The following is a 14994-nucleotide window of genomic DNA, read 5'->3' on the forward strand; positions in this document are numbered from 1 at the left end:
GGGCGGCGCGCGTCAGCCGCCGATGTACGACATTTCGACGCGCTTGCCAGCGCCGTCGGGCGCGGCGTCGGCGGCCGCGCTGCCGCGCAGCTGCGAATAGCGGTCGGTGCGGGCCTGCCAGATCCGGGCGATCGCGGTCGCGATCTCGGCGTCGCTGGCGCCGCCGCGCACCAGTGCGCGCAGGTCGTGGCCCGTCGACGCGAACAGGCACAGGTACAGCTTGCCTTCGGTCGACAACCGGGCGCGCGTGCAGTCGCCGCAGAATGCCTGCGTGACGCTCGAGATCACGCCGATCTCGCCGCCGCCGTCCGCATAGCCCCAGCGCTGCGCGGTTTCCGCCGCCGTGTGCGCGTCGAGCGGCACGAGCGGGAACCGCTCGGCGATCCGCGCGACGACGTCCGCGGACGGCAGCACCTCGGTCATGTTCCAGCCGTTCGACGTGCCGACGTCCATGTATTCGATGAAGCGCAGGATCACGCCGGTGCCGCGGAAACGCTCGGCCATCGGCAGGATCTCGCTGTCGTTGGTGCCGCGCTTGACGACCATGTTGACCTTGACGGGCGCGAGCCCCACGGCCTGCGCGGCGAAGATGCCGTCGAGCACGTCGGCGCTCGCGAAGTCGGCGTCGTTCATGCGCTTGAACAGCGTGTCGTCGAGCGCGTCGAGACTGACCGTCACGCGCGTGAGGCCGGCGTCCTTCAGCGCGCGCGCCTTGCGCGCGAGCAGCGAGCCGTTGGTGGTCAGCGTCAGGTCGAGCGGGCGGCCGTCGTGAGTCGTCAGGCGCGCGAGGCGCTCGATCAGGAATTCGAGGTTCTTGCGCAGCAGCGGCTCGCCGCCCGTGATCCGGATCTTTTCGACGCCGTGGGCGACGAACAGCCGCGCCACCCGCTCGATCTCTTCGTGCGTGAGCAGCGCGCTGTGGGGCAGGAACGGGTAGTCCTTGTCGAACACGTCTCGCGGCATGCAGTACACGCAGCGGAAGTTGCAGCGGTCCGTCACCGAGATGCGCAAGTCGCGCAGCGGCCTGGCGAACCTGTCGGCCAGCGCGCCGTCGGGGGTATGCGCGACGCCGGAGATATCCGGCATCCCGCTGACGTCGGCGAGGGGAATGATGCGTCGGGACATGTTGAAAGAAGTGCGAGTCAGGCCTCTATTTTAGCCGCAAGCGGCCGGCCGGGCCGGGGGGCGGAAACCCGCAGCGCGGAAATGAAAAAGCCCGCCGGAGGCGGGCTTTTTCTGGTCGGGCGATGCGCCGCTTAGCGGTGCGTTTCGACCTGCTGCATCGGGGTCGGGTCGACCGGCGGCTGCGCCTTGCGCTCGCGCGGCACGCGGGCCGGACGCGGCAGGCGCGACGCGGCTTCCTGGGCAGCGCGGAACTTGTCGGCGTCCGTGTTCACCCACACGAGACCGGCTTGCTCCAGCACGGCATCGAGGCTCGCCGAAGCAGGCGCGGCGGCCGGCTGGGCGGGCGCCGGAGCCGGAGCCGGTGCGGCAACGGTTTCGGCCGGTGCGGCTTCGACGCGAGCCGGTTCGACGTGAACCGGAGCGACCGGTGCGGGCGCGACCGGTGCCGGAGCAACGGGTGCCGGAGCGACTTCAGCTGCGACGACCGGTGCCGGTGCGGCTTGCTCGACGGGCGCGGACTGCGGCGCTTCGACGGCAGCCGGTGCGGCCGGCACTTCGAACGCATCGGTCGGCGAAACCGCGACCGGAGCCGGGCCGGCTTCCGATTCAGCGGCCGGCGTGACCGGTGCCGGTTCGGCTGCCGGTACGACCGGCGCGGGCTCGAGCGGTGCGACCGGCGTCGCTTCGACGCGAACCGGTGCCGTTTGCGACTCGACCGCGGCCGGTGCGACCGCTTCGGCACGCTCCTCGACTTCGGCTTCCGCAACCGCGGCGCCTGCTGCCGAAACGGCTGCCATGGACGCCACCGCGACCGGTGCGGCCGCACGGGCCGGCTCGACCGCGTTCGGGGCTTCCGTCGTCACGGCGTGCACGGGGGCTTCGCCGTCCGCGCCCTGCTCGGCATGCTCGACCACCGAGCCTTCGTCCTCGCGCTCGCGACGACCACCGCGGCGGCCGCGGCGGCGACGGCGACGTTCCTCGCCGTCACGTGCGCCGGCTTCCGCGTCGGCACCGATATCGGCGCCCGGCAGGGCCGCGACGGCCTGGTCGGCTTCGGCTTCCGGATGGTTTTCGCCACGGTTGACGGTCTCGAGCGTCGCCGCGTGCTGCACCGGCTTGCGGCGTTCACCGCGCTCGCGACGTTCGCCGCGTTCCTGGCGCTCGCCGCGGCCGCCGGCCTCGACGGCTTCCGGCTGCTCGACGCGCTCGCGCGGTTCGCGGTTCTCGCGCGGCTCGCGGCTCTCACGGCTTTCACGCGGCTCGCGCGGTTCGCGGCCTTCGCGCGGGCCACGGCCCTCACGACCTTCGCGACCCTCACGGCTTTCGCGCGGCTCGCGGCTTTCACGCGGTTCACGACCCTCGCGCGGTTCACGCGGTTCACGCGGCTCGCGAATTTCCTTGCCTTCGCGTTCCTGGCGTTGCGACTGGCCACGGCCCGTCACTGCCTGGTCGCGGCCACCCTGAGCCTGCTGGGCGCCGCCGCGGCGGTTGCGGTTGCGATCGCCGCCGCGCTGCTCGGTCTTCTCGGTCCGCTCGCGGGCCGGGCGGGCAGCCTGTTCCTTCGCCGGTGCCGGTGCAACCGGCGCGGGCGCCGGAGCCGGAGCCGGCGACATGCCGAACAGACCCTTCAGCCAGCCGATGAAGCCGCCGTTGCTTGCCACGGCGACCGGCGCGGGCGCCGCCGCAACCGGCTCGGCCGGGCGCTGCGGTGCCGCGCTCGGCGCCGGGCGCTCGGGCGTGATGCCCTTGACCGCCGCTTCCTGCTTCGGCTTCACGTCGGCCGTGCGCTTGCTGTAGCCGGTTTCCGACTCCAGTTCGCGGGCGGCTTCCTCGGCCATCTTCCAGGACGCGCGCGGATCGTCGAGGCGCGCGTCGTCGTGACGCAGGCGCTCGAGCTTGTAGTGCGGCGTATCGAGGTGCTTGTTCGGGATCAGCACGATGCCGACCTTGAAGCGCGACTCGATCTTGTTGATTTCCTGACGCTTTTCGTTGAGCAGGAAGGCGGTCACCTCGACCGGCACCTGGCAGTGGATCGCCGCGGTGTTTTCCTTCATCGCTTCTTCCTGAATGATCCGCAGGACCTGCAGCGCGGACGATTCGGTATCGCGGATGTGGCCGGTGCCGTTACAGCGCGGGCACGTCACGTGGCTGCCTTCCGACAGCGCCGGACGCAGGCGCTGGCGCGACAGTTCCATCAGGCCGAAGCGGGAGATCTTGCCCATCTGCACGCGCGCACGGTCGTGCTTGAGCGCGTCCTTCAGGCGTTGCTCGACTTCGCGCTGGCTCTTGGCCGACTCCATGTCGATGAAGTCGATCACGATCAGGCCGCCAAGGTCGCGCAGGCGCAACTGGCGGGCCACTTCGTCCGCCGCTTCGAGGTTCGTGCGGGTCGCCGTTTCCTCGATGTCCGCGCCCTTGGTCGCACGCGCCGAGTTCACGTCGATCGCGACGAGGGCCTCGGTGTGGTCGATCACGATCGCGCCGCCGGACGGCAGCGGTACCGTGCGCGAGTAGGCCGTCTCGATCTGGTGCTCGATCTGGAAGCGGGAGAAGAGCGGCACGTCGTCGTGGTAGCGCTTCACCTTCGACACGTTGTCCGGCATCACGATGTCCATGAACGCACGGGCCTGATCGTGGATCTCGGTCGTGTCGATCAGGATTTCGCCGATATCGGGCTGGAAATAGTCCCGGATCGCGCGGATCACGAGGCTCGATTCCAGATAGATCAGCATCGGCTGGCCGGCATTGCCGCTTTGCGACGCCGCTTCGATCGCGCGCCACAGCTGCAGCAGATAGTTCAGGTCCCACTGCAGTTCCTCGGCGCTGCGGCCGATGCCCGCGGTGCGGGCGATCATGCTCATGCCGTCCGGAATCTGCAACTGCGCCATCGTTTCGCGCAGTTCCTGGCGCTCGTCGCCCTCGATCCGGCGCGACACGCCGCCGCCGCGCGGATTGTTCGGCATCAGCACGAGGTAGCGGCCGGCGAGCGAGATGAAGGTCGTGAGGGCGGCGCCCTTGTTGCCGCGCTCTTCCTTCTCGACCTGAACGATCAGTTCCTGGCCTTCGCGCAGCGCATCCTGGATGCGCGCGGAGCGCATGTCGATGCCGTCCTTGAAGTACTGGCGGGCGACTTCCTTGAACGGCAGGAAGCCGTGGCGGTCTTCGCCGTAGTTGACGAAGCACGCTTCGAGCGACGGCTCGATACGGGTGATGACACCTTTGTAGATATTGCCTTTGCGCTGTTCGCGCCCGGCTGTCTCGATGTCGATGTCGATGAGCTTTTGCCCATCGACGATGGCGACGCGCAGCTCCTCCTGCTGCGTCGCATTGAACAGCATGCGTTTCATGAACGACTCCAGGCGGCTCCGCTGCCGGCGCCTCGCGGTTGTCAGTCGCGAAGGCGGGAACGACGGCAGGCCGCACCTTGTTGTGTTGTCACAAGCACGCTGGAGCGGGAAGGATGGCGGGGAGAATTGCCTGAAGAGGCGCTTGGGCCCGAAAGACGGGGCCGGCGGCCGTTGGGCACCTGCGAATACGGTTTCAAAGCACGGCGTTCACACACCGCACGCTGCACAAGCGCGCTAAGCCTGAGTCCGGGCATCGCCACGGGCGCGCGCAATACGTCGCGCGCGCCGACGGGCGGCAGATGCTGCGGCTTGGGCCGCAGCGGGGAGTATCGAATCCAACCCGACTTTCCCGCTTGGGGTGTACTTCCCTGGTTTGACGTCGCCAAGCCCCGCACCTTCGCGGGGCCAAATCAGGCGCAACGCCGTAGTTTTCGCAACCGGCAGCCTGCGGACGCACTTCGCGCCGTCGGGCTACCGATCAAATTCTTTTCAACCAACTTTCCGTTACCGCGGCGCCTTGCCGACCGAATCCGCCTGTGGGCGCGATCCTTGCCGACGGGCGGCGCCGTGCGTGCAACTTGCTGCATCTCTTTGATTAGGGGCGAGCAGCGGACCCCCGGCGCAAGTAAAATAGCGGTTTGCGCTTGCGCCTTGCCCGATTCAGCCGGGGCCGGCCTGTCAGGCCACCCTCAACGTCAGGCTGGGCAAAATTATATTCAGTATGAATGAGTTAGGCAAAATATCCCAGAATTCAGTCGCAAGCGGCCAGGTATCGATGCTCGAGATCGACGAAAACTCGGCCGGTCAGCGGATCGACAACTTCCTGTTGCGCGTCTGCAAAGGCGTGCCCAAAAGCCATATTTACCGGATCCTGCGCAGCGGCGAAGTGCGCGTGAATAAGGGTCGGGTCGATGCCCAGTATCGTCTCGCGTTCGGCGACATCGTCCGCGTGCCGCCGGTGCGGGTGGCGGCGGCCGATCTCGCGCGCGCCGACACGCCGATCGTGCCGCCCGCGCAGTTCGAGGTGCTGTACGAGGACGATGCGATGCTCGTCATCAACAAGCCGGCCGGCGTCGCGGTGCACGGCGGCAGCGGCGTCGCGTTCGGCGTGATCGAGCAGATGCGCCAGGCGCGTCCGCGTGCGAAATTCCTCGAACTCGTGCACCGGCTCGACCGCGAGACGTCCGGGATCCTGATGCTCGCGAAGAAGCGCACGGCGCTCGTCGGCCTGCACGAGCAGATCCGTGAAAACCGGATGGACAAGCGTTACTTCGCATGCGGACACGGCGAGTGGCAGGCCGACTGGGGCCGCCGCCGTGCGGTGAAGGCGCCGCTGTTCAAGTATTCGACTGCGGAAGGGGAGCGGCGCGTGCGCGTGCAGGACGACGGCCTGCCGTCGCACACGGTGTTCAACCTGCTCGAGCGCTGGCCGGATTACGCGCTGGTCGAAGCGGAACTCAAAACGGGCCGGACCCATCAGATCCGTGTGCACCTCGCGCATCTCGGCCTGCCGATCGCCGGCGACGCCAAGTACGGCGATTTCGCACTGAACAAGGCGCTGGCGCGCGCGAACGCGCAGCCGTCGCTGAAGCGGATGTTCCTGCATGCGCACCGGTTGAAGCTCGCGCACCCGCTGACCGGCGAGCCGCTGCAGTTCGATGCGCCGCTGCCCGACGAGTGCCGGCGCTTCCTCGATCAACTCAGCGCTTTGCGCGATAACGCATGACTCGCATGGCCCGACAGCAATTTGACCTGATCGTCTTCGACTGGGACGGCACGCTGATGGATTCGACTGCGCACATCGCGCACAGCATCCAGGCCGCGTGCCGCGATCTCGGCCTGCCCACGCCGTCGGACGAGGCGTCCCGCTATGTGATCGGCCTCGGACTGCGCGACGCGCTGCGCATTACTGCTCCGACCCTCGATCCGTCCGACTATCCGCGGCTGGCCGAGCGTTACCGCTTTCACTACCTGCTGGACGACCAGCGCATCGAGCTGTTCGCCGGCGTGCGCGAACTGCTCGCGGAATTGCGCGATACGGGTTACCTGCTCGCGGTCGCGACCGGGAAGGGCCGGGTCGGGCTGAATCGCGTGCTCGACCAGTCGAAGCTGACGAGCCTGTTCGATGCGACGCGCTGCGCGGACGAAACGTTCTCGAAGCCGCACCCGGCGATGCTGCACGAACTGTCCCGCGAATTGGGGCAGGATCTGGCGCGTACCGTGATGATCGGCGACACCACGCACGACCTGCAGATGGCGGCGAGCGCGGGGGCGGCCGGCGTCGGCGTGTCGTACGGCGCGCATACGGCCGAGGCGCTGGCCGCGCTGACGCCGCGCTTCGTCGCGCCGGACGTCATCGCGCTGGCCGAGTGGCTGCGGGAGCACGCATGAGCGCGGCGCCGGAAGCCGTGCGCGTGTGCGCATCGGACGCCTTGACCGACGGCGGCGCCGGCGTGCGCGTCGACGCGACGCTGCGCGGCGAGCAGGCGGTCGTGTTCTTCGTACGCTACGACGGCCGTGCGTACGGCTACCTGAACCGCTGCGCACACGTGCCGATGGAGCTCGACTGGGCCGAAGGGCAGTTCTTCGAGTCGTCGGGCCTCTACCTGATGTGCGCGACGCACGGTGCGATCTACGCGCCGGACACCGGCAAGTGCGTCGGCGGCCCGTGCCGCGGCGGCCGCCTGCGGCCGGTGGAGGTCGACGAGCGCGACATGCCCGATGGCCGTGCGGTATTCTGGGTGCCCGATGCCGACCTGCGTCCCGCCGCTTCGACTCCTTCCGCCACGACCGACTGACGACACCACTGCATGGCCGACCAACCGAATATCCCTGATTCCTCGTCCCGTCCCGACAGCCGCGAGCCGAACTGGGAGCGCGCGGCGCTCGAGCGGATCGCGCTCGCGGCCGTCAAGGAACAGCGCGCGGCGCGGCGCTGGAAGATCTTCTTCCGCTTCGCGTTCCTCGGCGTGTTCCTGCTGCTCGCGTTCGCGCTGATCGATTTCTCGAACGACGCGAAGTTCGCGTCGACCGGGCGCCACACGGCGCTCGTGACGATCGACGGCGAGATCGCGGCAGGCACCAACGCGAACGGCGAAGACATCAATACGGCGCTCGATGCCGCGTTCGACGACGACGGCGCGGCCGGCGTCGTGCTGCGGATCAACAGCCCGGGCGGCAGCCCGGTGCAGGCCGGGATGGTCTACGACGAGATCCGCCGGCTGCGCACGAAATATCCGCACAAGCCGCTGTACGTCGTCGTGACCGACATGTGCGCATCGGGCGGTTATTACATTGCGTCCGCCGCCGACAAGATCTTCGTCGACAAGGCGAGCATCGTGGGCTCGATCGGCGTGCTGATGGACGGGTTCGGCTTCACGGGCCTGATGGGCAAACTCGGCGTCGATCGCCGCCTGCACACGTCGGGCGAAAACAAGGGCTTCTACGACCCGTTCTCGCCCGAGACGCCGAAGATGGACGCCCATGCGCAGGCACTGCTCGACCAGGTCCATGCGCAGTTCATCAAGGCCGTGAAGGACGGTCGCGGCAAGCGGCTGCACGAAACGCCCGACATGTTCTCGGGTCTGTTCTGGACGGGCGAGAAGAGCGTCGAGCTTGGCCTCGCCGACGGCTACGGCACGACCGACACGGTCGCGCGCGACGTGCTGAAGGCGCCGGATCTCGTCGACTACACGGTGAAGGAAAGCCTGACGAACCGCGTCGCGCGCAAGTTCGGCGCGGCGGTCGGCGGTGCCGCGATGAAGGCGCTCGCCGCGGGCGGCACGTCGTTCAGCCTGCACTGAGCGCGGGCCCGTGCCGCGGCGAACGCAGCCGCGCGCTCCGGGCCGCGAGGCGGCTGCGGGCGTCGGCGCGTCAGTTCGCGAGCAGCAGGAAGATGGCGGGGCGCTTGTGCAGATTCGGCGCCGGCGCTTTTTTCCAGTCCGCGACCGAACGGCTGGCGATCGTCTCGGTTTCGAGGGTCAGGTCGGCCGCGACGCAGATCTGCGTCGACGGCGCGCAGGTCGCGACGAGCGTGTCGAGCATCGCGTGGTTCCGGTACGGCGTCTCGATGAAGATCTGCGTCTGGCGGCCCTTGCGCGACAGTTGCTCGAGCTCGCGCAGGCGTTTCGCGCGCGCGGCCGCATCGACCGGCAGGTAGCCGTTGAACGCGAAACTCTGGCCGTTCAGGCCCGACGCCATCAGCGCGAGCAGGATCGAACTCGGCCCGACGAGCGGCACGACCTTCACGCCGCGTTCATGCGCACGGCGGACCAGCAGCGCGCCGGGGTCGGCCACTGCGGGACAGCCGGCCTCGGACACGAGCCCGGCGTCCGTGCCCGCGAGCACCGGTGCGAGCAGCTTGTCGATCTCGCCGGCCGGCGTGTTGACGTTCAGTTCGCGGATCGCGATTTCCTGGATCGGCCGCGTCGTGCCGATCTTCTTCAGGAACGCGCGGGTCGTTTTCGCGTTTTCGCCGATGTAATAGCCGAGCGTGCCGGCGCGCGCCTGCACGGCCGCGGGCAGCACGGCGGCGAGCATCGATTCGTCGCCTTCGCCGAGCGTGTTCGGGACGAGATAAAGTGTGCCGGCCGTCATGCGCGGTCTCCGTGAGTAGTGAACAGCGGATAGCCCGCGGTGCGCAGCATCCGCGTGAGCGCGATCAGCGGCAGGCCGACGAGCGCCGTCGGGTCGTCGGAGTCGATCGCGTCGAGCAGCGCGATGCCGAGCCCTTCGGACTTCGCGCTGCCGGCCACGTCGTACGGCGTTTCCGCGCGCAGGTACGCATCGAGTTCGGCTTCGGGCAGCGAACGGAAGCGCACGTGCGTGACGACGTCCTCGCTCTGCGTTTCGCCCGTGCGGCTGTCGTATAGGCTGAGCGCGCTGTGGAACTCGACGTCGCGGCCCTGCATCGACAGCAGCTGCGCGAGCGCACGTTCATGCGTGCCGGGCTTGCCGATCTGAAGGCCGTCGAACGTCGCGACCTGGTCCGACCCGATCACGAGCACGCCGTCCGGCGCGTCGATGGTCGCGGCGACCGCGCGCGCCTTCGCGCCGGCGAGACGCAGCGCGGTTGCAGCGGGCGTTTCACCTGCGAGCGGGGTTTCGTCGAGGTCGGGCGATACGACGTCGAACGGCAGGCCGAGGCGCTCGAGAAGCGTGCGGCGGTAGCGGGAACTGGAGGCGAGAATCAGCCGCGGCGGGCGGCAAACGGTATGCGGCATGGTCGATTGGGTCGGTGAATCGTCAGGTGTGGCGCGGCGTTGCGAGGGCGCAAGCATAAGTGATTGACCGCAAAAGGTAAAACAGGTATGCTTTCCCGCTTTTCGTCGGCAGGCTTTCGCAGTGATGGCGCCTGCCGGGTCTTCGGAAGTAAAGTTACGTAATCGTACGTGGCGTAGATCACGTCCGTGGGCGGCGCCGGATGAGCGGCGCCGGCAAGCCGGATCCGCAAGTCAGCCTGTAGGCAGGAGCGCAACATGAACACTTCTTCTGGCAAGCCGGCGGCATCGCTTGATCCGCACGCAGTCGACCTGTTCGAATTCGCCCGCAGCGGGCGGCAGGCAGCGGGTGCGGTGCGTCTGTCGCAGCTGCCGCGCATGTTAAACGAAGTGCCGATGGACGCGCCAGATCGCGACACGGTCTTCACGTGGCAGGCCGAAGGGTTCACCCAGAAGGAGTTGCAGGACGACGGCGCCGATGGGCAGCAGCCGTATCTGCGACTCGCGGTGCACGGCCATGCGTGGCTCACGTGCCAGCGCTGCATGACCCCGTACGACCAGACGTTCGACGTCGACATGACGTACCGGGTCGTTGCGACCGAAGAAGAAGCTGAAGAATTTCCGCTCGACGACGATGAAGCCGATGTGATCGTGGGCACACGCCAGTTCGATCTCGTCGACTTGATCGAAGAGGAATTGCTGCTTTCGTTGCCGCTCGTGCCCAAGCACGAGGTTTGCCCGGCAGTTCACGAAAGTCTCGTGTCGGGTGTGAGCGGTCCTTCGGAAGAGGCGGACGACGAGTCCGTCGAAGACGAGGACGAAGGCAAACGGCCGAATCCGTTCGCAGCGCTGCAAGCGTTGAAGAAGGACGGGGACGGCAGCAAGAAACACTAAGCAGTTGTGGCGCGGGAAGGCGTAAAGGCTTTGGGCCAGGGTAGTTAAGCGCCGGATCGGGCTGTGTTAGAATCCGGAAAATCAATTAGGAGTTAGTCATGGCAGTCCAGCAAAACAAGAAGTCGCCGTCGAAGCGCGGCATGCATCGTTCGCACGATTTCCTGACGGCAGCGCCGCTGGCAGTCGAGCCGAGCACGGGTGAAGTGCACCTGCGTCACCACGTCAGCCCGAACGGCTACTATCGCGGCAAGAAAGTCGTCAAGACGAAGAACGACTAAGCGTCAAGTCACGCGTTGCGCGCTACGCTCGCCGTTCGCGTGACAACTGGTTCGCTTGACACTTTCCTGGCTCAACAAAAAGGCGGCATTCAACTGCCGCTTTTTTGTGCCTGAAATTCGTCGCATTCCATGACCGTAAAGCTCACAATCGATTGCATGGGAGGCGACCACGGCCCGTCCGTGACCGTTCCCGCGGCAGTCAAGTTCGTCCGCGCGCATCCTGATGCGCACCTGATGCTCGTCGGCATCGAAAGCGCGATCCGCGCTCAGCTGAAAAAGCTGAAAGCCCTCGACGATCCCGCGCTGACCATCGTGCCCGCCACCGAAGTCGTGGCGATGGACGACCCTGTCGAAGTCGCGCTGCGCAAGAAGAAGGATTCTTCGATGCGTGTCGCGCTCAACCAGGTCAAGGAAGGCGCGGCCCAGGCCTGTATCTCCGCCGGCAACACCGGCGCGCTGATGGCCGTGTCCCGTTATGTGCTCAAGACGCTGCCCGGCATCGAGCGGCCCGCGATCGCGTTCGCGCTGCCGAACCCGACCGGCTACACGATGATGCTGGACCTCGGTGCGAACGTCGACTGCGAGCCGCAGCATCTGCTGCAGTTCGCGGAGATGGGGCACGCGCTCGTCGCCGCGCTCGAAGGCAAGGAGCGTCCGACGATCGGCCTGCTGAACATCGGCGAAGAAGTCATCAAGGGCAACGAAACGATCAAGCGCGCGGGTGAACTGCTGCGCGCCAGCACGCTGAATTTCCGCGGCAACGTCGAAGGCAACGACATCTACAAGGGTACGGTCGACGTGATCGTCTGCGACGGCTTCGTCGGCAACGTCGCGCTCAAGACGTCCGAGGGGCTCGCGCAGATGCTGTCCGACATCATCCGCGAGGAGTTCGGCCGTTCGCTGATGTCGAAGCTGATGGCGCTGCTCGCGCTGCCGGTGCTGATGCGCTTCAAGAAGCGCGTCGACCATCGCCAGTACAATGGCGCGGCGCTGCTGGGGCTGAAGGGCCTCGTGATCAAAAGCCATGGTTCGGCCGATGCCTACGCGTTTGAGTGGGCGATCAAACGGGGTTATGATGCCGTCAAAAACGGCGTGCTGGAGCGCCTCGCGCGCGCGATGGCAGACAATTCGGTGTCGCTCGGCGACGGCGGACACGACGCGGGCGGCGCGGGCACGGCGAGCCCGGCCCCAGGCCATCACGCTGAACCTTCCGCTGCGCAATCCTCTAAAGCATAAATGGCCCAATCGACTCTCTATTCCCGCGTGCTCGGCACGGGCAGCTACCTGCCGCCCGACCGCGTCACGAACCAGCAGCTCGCCGACCGTCTCGCGAAGGAAGGCATCGAGACGAGCGATGAGTGGATCGTTGCGCGCACGGGCATCCATGCGCGCCATTTCGCCGCACCGGACGTCACGACGAGCGATCTCGCGCTCGAAGCGGCGCGTCGTGCGATCGAGGCGGCCGACATCGATCCGCAGTCGATCGATCTGATCATCGTCGCGACTTCGACCCCGGATTTCGTGTTCCCCAGCACGGCGTGCCTGCTGCAGAACAAGCTCGGCATCAGGAACGGCGGCGCGGCATTCGACGTGCAGGCCGTGTGCTCCGGCTTCGCCTATGCGATGGCGACGGCCGACAGCTTCATCCGCAGCGGCCAGCACCGTACGGCGCTCGTGATCGGCGCGGAGACGTTCTCGCGCATTCTCGATTTCAAGGATCGCACCACCTGCGTGCTGTTCGGCGACGGCGCGGGCGCGGTGATCCTGTCCGCCTCGGAAGAGCCGGGCGTGCTCGGCAGCGCGCTGCATGCGGACGGCAGCTATTCGCACATCCTCTGCACCCCGGGTAACGTCAATCGCGGCGTGATCGACGGCAGCGCGTTCCTGTACATGGACGGGCAGGCCGTGTTCAAGCTCGCGGTCAACGTGCTCGAAAAGGTCGCGATCGAGGCGCTCGCGAAGGCGAATCTCGCGCCCGAGCAGGTCGACTGGCTGATTCCTCACCAGGCCAACATCCGCATCATGACCAGCACCTGCCGCAAGCTCGGCCTGCCGCAGGAGCGCATGGTCGTGACGGTCGACCAGCACGGCAACACGTCGGCTGCGTCGATCCCGCTGGCGCTCGACACCGCGGTGCGCGACGGTCGTATCAAGCGTGGTCAGCACGTGCTGATCGAGGGCGTCGGCGGCGGCTTCACCTGGGGCGCGTCGGTCTTCCGCTTCTGATCCGCGGCGCGCGACTGCCGCGCGCGGCTCCCAAACCGGCGCGCCGTTCGCGCGCGCCGTTCGAATCGATTCAATTGGGGACGATATGAAATTTGCATTCGTTTTTCCGGGGCAGGGCTCGCAGTCGGTCGGCATGCTCAACGCATTCGCCGATCTGGCCGTCGTGCGCGAGACGCTCCAGGAAGCATCCGATGCACTCAATCAGGATCTCGGCAAGCTGATCGCCGAAGGTCCGACCGAAGAGCTGAACCTGACCACCAACACGCAGCCGGTGATGCTGACGGCCGCCTACGCGTGCTATCGCGCGTGGCAGCAGGCTGGCGGCCCGGCACCGTCGATCGTCGCGGGCCACAGCCTCGGCGAATACACGGCGCTCGTCGCGGCAGGCGCGATCGCGTTCAAGGACGCGGTGCCGCTCGTGCGCTTCCGTGCGCAGGCGATGCAGACGGCCGTGCCGGTCGGCCAGGGCGGCATGGCCGCGATCCTGGGCCTCGATGACGATACGGTGCGCGCGGTGTGCGCCGAAGCCGCGGCAGCGGGCGTCGTCGAAGCCGTGAACTTCAACGCGCCGGCGCAGGTCGTGATCGCGGGCGCGAAGGCGGCCGTCGAGAAGGCGTGCGAAATCGCGAAGGCGAAAGGCGCGAAGCGCGCGCTGCCGCTGCCGGTATCGGCGCCGTTCCATTCGTCGCTGCTCAAGCCGGCGTCGGACCAGTTGCGCGACTATCTCGCGAACGTCGACGTGAAGGCGCCGCAGATTCCGGTCGTCAACAACATCGACGTCGCGGTGGTCAGCGATCCGGCCGCGATCAAGGACGCGCTGGTGCGCCAGGCCGCGGGCCCGGTGCGCTGGGTCGAATGCGTGCAGCACATCGCGGGCACGGGCGTCACGCACGTGATCGAATGCGGTCCGGGCAAGGTGCTGGCGGGCCTGACGAAGCGCATCGACGGCAACCTGGTCGGCGCCTCGGTGTTCGATCCGGCTTCGCTCGACGAAGCACTGAAGCTGGCGACCGCCTGACGCGGCGCCTTTCCTCAAGAGACGGATATTCGATTCATGGAAAAGACTCTCGATAAACAGGTCGCGATCGTGACCGGCGCATCGCGCGGCATCGGCCGGGCGATCGCGCTCGAACTCGCGCGCCTGGGCGCGACGGTGATCGGCACCGCGACGAGCGAATCGGGCGCCACCGCGATTACCGCCGGGTTCGCGGAAGCGGGCGTGACGGGCCGAGGCGCGGTGCTGAACGTCAACGACGCGGCGGCCGCCGAAGCGCTGATCGACGCGACCGTGAAGGAATTCGGCGCGCTCCACGTGCTCGTGAACAACGCCGGGATCACGCAGGACCAGCTCGCGATGCGCATGAAGGACGAGGACTGGGACGCGGTGATCGACACCAACCTGAAGTCGGTGTTCCGCCTGTCGCGCGCGGTGCTGCGCCCGATGATGAAGGCCCGCGGCGGCCGCATCATCAACATCACGTCGGTGGTCGGTTCGGCCGGCAACCCGGGCCAGGCCAACTACGCGGCCGCGAAGGCCGGCGTCGCGGGCATGACCCGCGCGCTCGCACGCGAAATCGGCAGCCGTGGCATCACGGTGAACTGCGTCGCGCCGGGCTTCATCGACACCGACATGACGAAGACGCTGCCGGAAGAACAGCAGGCCGCGCTCAAGACCCAGATTCCGCTCGGCCGACTCGGCAGCCCGGAAGACATCGCCCATGCCGTCGCGTTCCTCGCATCGCCGCAGGCCGGTTACATCACCGGCACGACGCTGCACGTGAACGGCGGCATGTACATGTCGTAACGGTTTTCGTTTACCATCCGCGCCGTATCCCGTTTTTCAGGCGGATCGGTGCTGGATCGACCATCAAGCCAACGCGCGTTTTGGCGTCAGCAAACCTGATA

Annotated in this window: 14 protein-coding genes; 10 read left to right on the forward strand and 4 right to left on the reverse strand. The window is 67.4% G+C overall.

Features of this window, described 5'->3' with window-relative positions:
- Positions 1 to 12: 12 nt before the first annotated feature.
- Positions 13 to 1125: a GTP 3',8-cyclase MoaA gene (gene moaA / locus ABIC50_RS02700; protein ID WP_175661038.1), complete on the reverse strand. Its 1113-nt coding sequence runs from the start codon at positions 1123 to 1125 to the stop codon at positions 13 to 15.
- Between the two features lie 131 nt (positions 1126 to 1256).
- Entirely contained in the window at positions 1257 to 4472 is a 3216-nt protein-coding gene (locus ABIC50_RS02705; protein ID WP_354161433.1) for an Rne/Rng family ribonuclease, read from the reverse strand.
- Positions 4473 to 5193: 721 nt separating this feature from the next.
- On the opposite strand from ABIC50_RS02705, the gene ABIC50_RS02710 reads away from it, so the two are divergent.
- From ABIC50_RS02710 to ABIC50_RS02725, 4 genes are read left to right on the forward strand one after another with little or no spacing between them, the layout of a single operon-like run.
- Positions 5194 to 6198 (forward strand): RluA family pseudouridine synthase, encoded by a 1005-nt coding sequence (locus tag ABIC50_RS02710; RefSeq protein WP_105833442.1) that lies wholly within the window; start codon positions 5194 to 5196, stop codon positions 6196 to 6198.
- 5 nt (positions 6199 to 6203) lie between these two features.
- A complete protein-coding gene (locus ABIC50_RS02715; protein WP_354161436.1) occupies positions 6204 to 6863 on the forward strand; it encodes an HAD-IA family hydrolase in 660 nt (219 codons plus the stop codon).
- On the forward strand, positions 6860 to 7270 hold the full coding sequence (locus ABIC50_RS02720) for a Rieske (2Fe-2S) protein (RefSeq protein WP_012363398.1): 411 nt from the start codon (positions 6860 to 6862) through the stop codon (positions 7268 to 7270). Before ABIC50_RS02715 ends, ABIC50_RS02720 begins: the two co-directional genes overlap by 4 nt.
- Before the next feature lie 12 nt (positions 7271 to 7282).
- The gene (locus ABIC50_RS02725; protein ID WP_354161438.1) at positions 7283 to 8275 is read left to right on the forward strand and encodes a S49 family peptidase; all 993 of its coding nucleotides are present in this window, start codon (positions 7283 to 7285) and stop codon (positions 8273 to 8275) included.
- A gap of 70 nt (positions 8276 to 8345) precedes the next feature.
- Here the strand turns inward: ABIC50_RS02725 and ABIC50_RS02730 are convergent, their stop codons facing one another.
- Together ABIC50_RS02730 and ABIC50_RS02735 are read right to left on the reverse strand one after the other, a co-directional pair.
- Positions 8346 to 9068 carry an SAM-dependent methyltransferase gene (locus tag ABIC50_RS02730; RefSeq protein WP_006752481.1) on the reverse strand — a complete coding sequence of 241 codons (723 nt, stop codon included), beginning with the start codon at positions 9066 to 9068 and terminating at the stop codon, positions 8346 to 8348.
- Positions 9065 to 9694 (reverse strand): Maf-like protein, encoded by a 630-nt coding sequence (locus ABIC50_RS02735; RefSeq protein ID WP_006759763.1) that lies wholly within the window; start codon positions 9692 to 9694, stop codon positions 9065 to 9067. Before ABIC50_RS02735 ends, ABIC50_RS02730 begins: the two co-directional genes overlap by 4 nt.
- 255 nt (positions 9695 to 9949) lie before the next feature.
- Between ABIC50_RS02735 and ABIC50_RS02740 the strand changes: the two genes are divergently transcribed.
- The 6 genes from ABIC50_RS02740 (at position 9950) to fabG (ending at position 14893) form a co-directional block, all read left to right on the forward strand.
- Positions 9950 to 10585, forward strand: a complete 636-nt coding sequence (locus ABIC50_RS02740; RefSeq protein ID WP_354161441.1) for a DUF177 domain-containing protein — start codon at positions 9950 to 9952, stop codon at positions 10583 to 10585.
- Positions 10586 to 10683: 98 nt separating this feature from the next.
- Entirely contained in the window at positions 10684 to 10863 is a 180-nt protein-coding gene (rpmF, locus tag ABIC50_RS02745; protein WP_006051932.1) for a 50S ribosomal protein L32, read from the forward strand.
- A 129-nt stretch (positions 10864 to 10992) separates the two neighbouring features.
- The gene (gene plsX, locus ABIC50_RS02750; protein WP_011656342.1) at positions 10993 to 12099 is read left to right on the forward strand and encodes a phosphate acyltransferase PlsX; all 1107 of its coding nucleotides are present in this window, start codon (positions 10993 to 10995) and stop codon (positions 12097 to 12099) included.
- Positions 12100 to 13089 (forward strand): beta-ketoacyl-ACP synthase III, encoded by a 990-nt coding sequence (locus ABIC50_RS02755; protein WP_011656343.1) that lies wholly within the window; start codon positions 12100 to 12102, stop codon positions 13087 to 13089.
- Positions 13090 to 13174: 85 nt separating this feature from the next.
- Positions 13175 to 14107: an ACP S-malonyltransferase gene (fabD, locus tag ABIC50_RS02760; RefSeq protein WP_354161443.1), complete on the forward strand. Its 933-nt coding sequence runs from the start codon at positions 13175 to 13177 to the stop codon at positions 14105 to 14107.
- Between the two features lie 36 nt (positions 14108 to 14143).
- On the forward strand, positions 14144 to 14893 hold the full coding sequence (gene fabG, locus ABIC50_RS02765) for a 3-oxoacyl-ACP reductase FabG (RefSeq protein ID WP_175664036.1): 750 nt from the start codon (positions 14144 to 14146) through the stop codon (positions 14891 to 14893).
- Positions 14894 to 14994: the final 101 nt, after the last annotated feature.

This window comes from Burkholderia sp. 567, assembly GCF_040545115.1.
GTDB lineage: Bacteria > Pseudomonadota > Gammaproteobacteria > Burkholderiales > Burkholderiaceae > Burkholderia > Burkholderia ambifaria.

Excerpts from the sequence above, each read along its gene's own strand:
- ABIC50_RS02710 (WP_105833442.1), top strand. The coding sequence starts at position 5,194 with ATGAATGAGTTAGGCAAAATATCCCAGAATTCAGTCGCAAGCGGCCAG.
- fabG (WP_175664036.1), top strand. The coding sequence starts at position 14,144 with ATGGAAAAGACTCTCGATAAACAGGTCGCGATCGTGACCGGCGCATCG.
- ABIC50_RS02725 (WP_354161438.1), top strand. The coding sequence starts at position 7,283 with ATGGCCGACCAACCGAATATCCCTGATTCCTCGTCCCGTCCCGACAGC.
- ABIC50_RS02730 (WP_006752481.1), bottom strand. The coding sequence starts at position 9,068 with ATGACGGCCGGCACACTTTATCTCGTCCCGAACACGCTCGGCGAAGGC.
- moaA (WP_175661038.1), bottom strand. The coding sequence starts at position 1,125 with ATGTCCCGACGCATCATTCCCCTCGCCGACGTCAGCGGGATGCCGGAT.
- ABIC50_RS02740 (WP_354161441.1), top strand. The coding sequence starts at position 9,950 with ATGAACACTTCTTCTGGCAAGCCGGCGGCATCGCTTGATCCGCACGCA.
- ABIC50_RS02755 (WP_011656343.1), top strand. The coding sequence starts at position 12,100 with ATGGCCCAATCGACTCTCTATTCCCGCGTGCTCGGCACGGGCAGCTAC.
- rpmF (WP_006051932.1), top strand. The coding sequence starts at position 10,684 with ATGGCAGTCCAGCAAAACAAGAAGTCGCCGTCGAAGCGCGGCATGCAT.
- ABIC50_RS02705 (WP_354161433.1), bottom strand. The coding sequence starts at position 4,472 with ATGAAACGCATGCTGTTCAATGCGACGCAGCAGGAGGAGCTGCGCGTC.
- ABIC50_RS02720 (WP_012363398.1), top strand. The coding sequence starts at position 6,860 with ATGAGCGCGGCGCCGGAAGCCGTGCGCGTGTGCGCATCGGACGCCTTG.
- ABIC50_RS02715 (WP_354161436.1), top strand. The coding sequence starts at position 6,204 with ATGGCCCGACAGCAATTTGACCTGATCGTCTTCGACTGGGACGGCACG.
- fabD (WP_354161443.1), top strand. The coding sequence starts at position 13,175 with ATGAAATTTGCATTCGTTTTTCCGGGGCAGGGCTCGCAGTCGGTCGGC.
- ABIC50_RS02735 (WP_006759763.1), bottom strand. The coding sequence starts at position 9,694 with ATGCCGCATACCGTTTGCCGCCCGCCGCGGCTGATTCTCGCCTCCAGT.
- plsX (WP_011656342.1), top strand. The coding sequence starts at position 10,993 with ATGACCGTAAAGCTCACAATCGATTGCATGGGAGGCGACCACGGCCCG.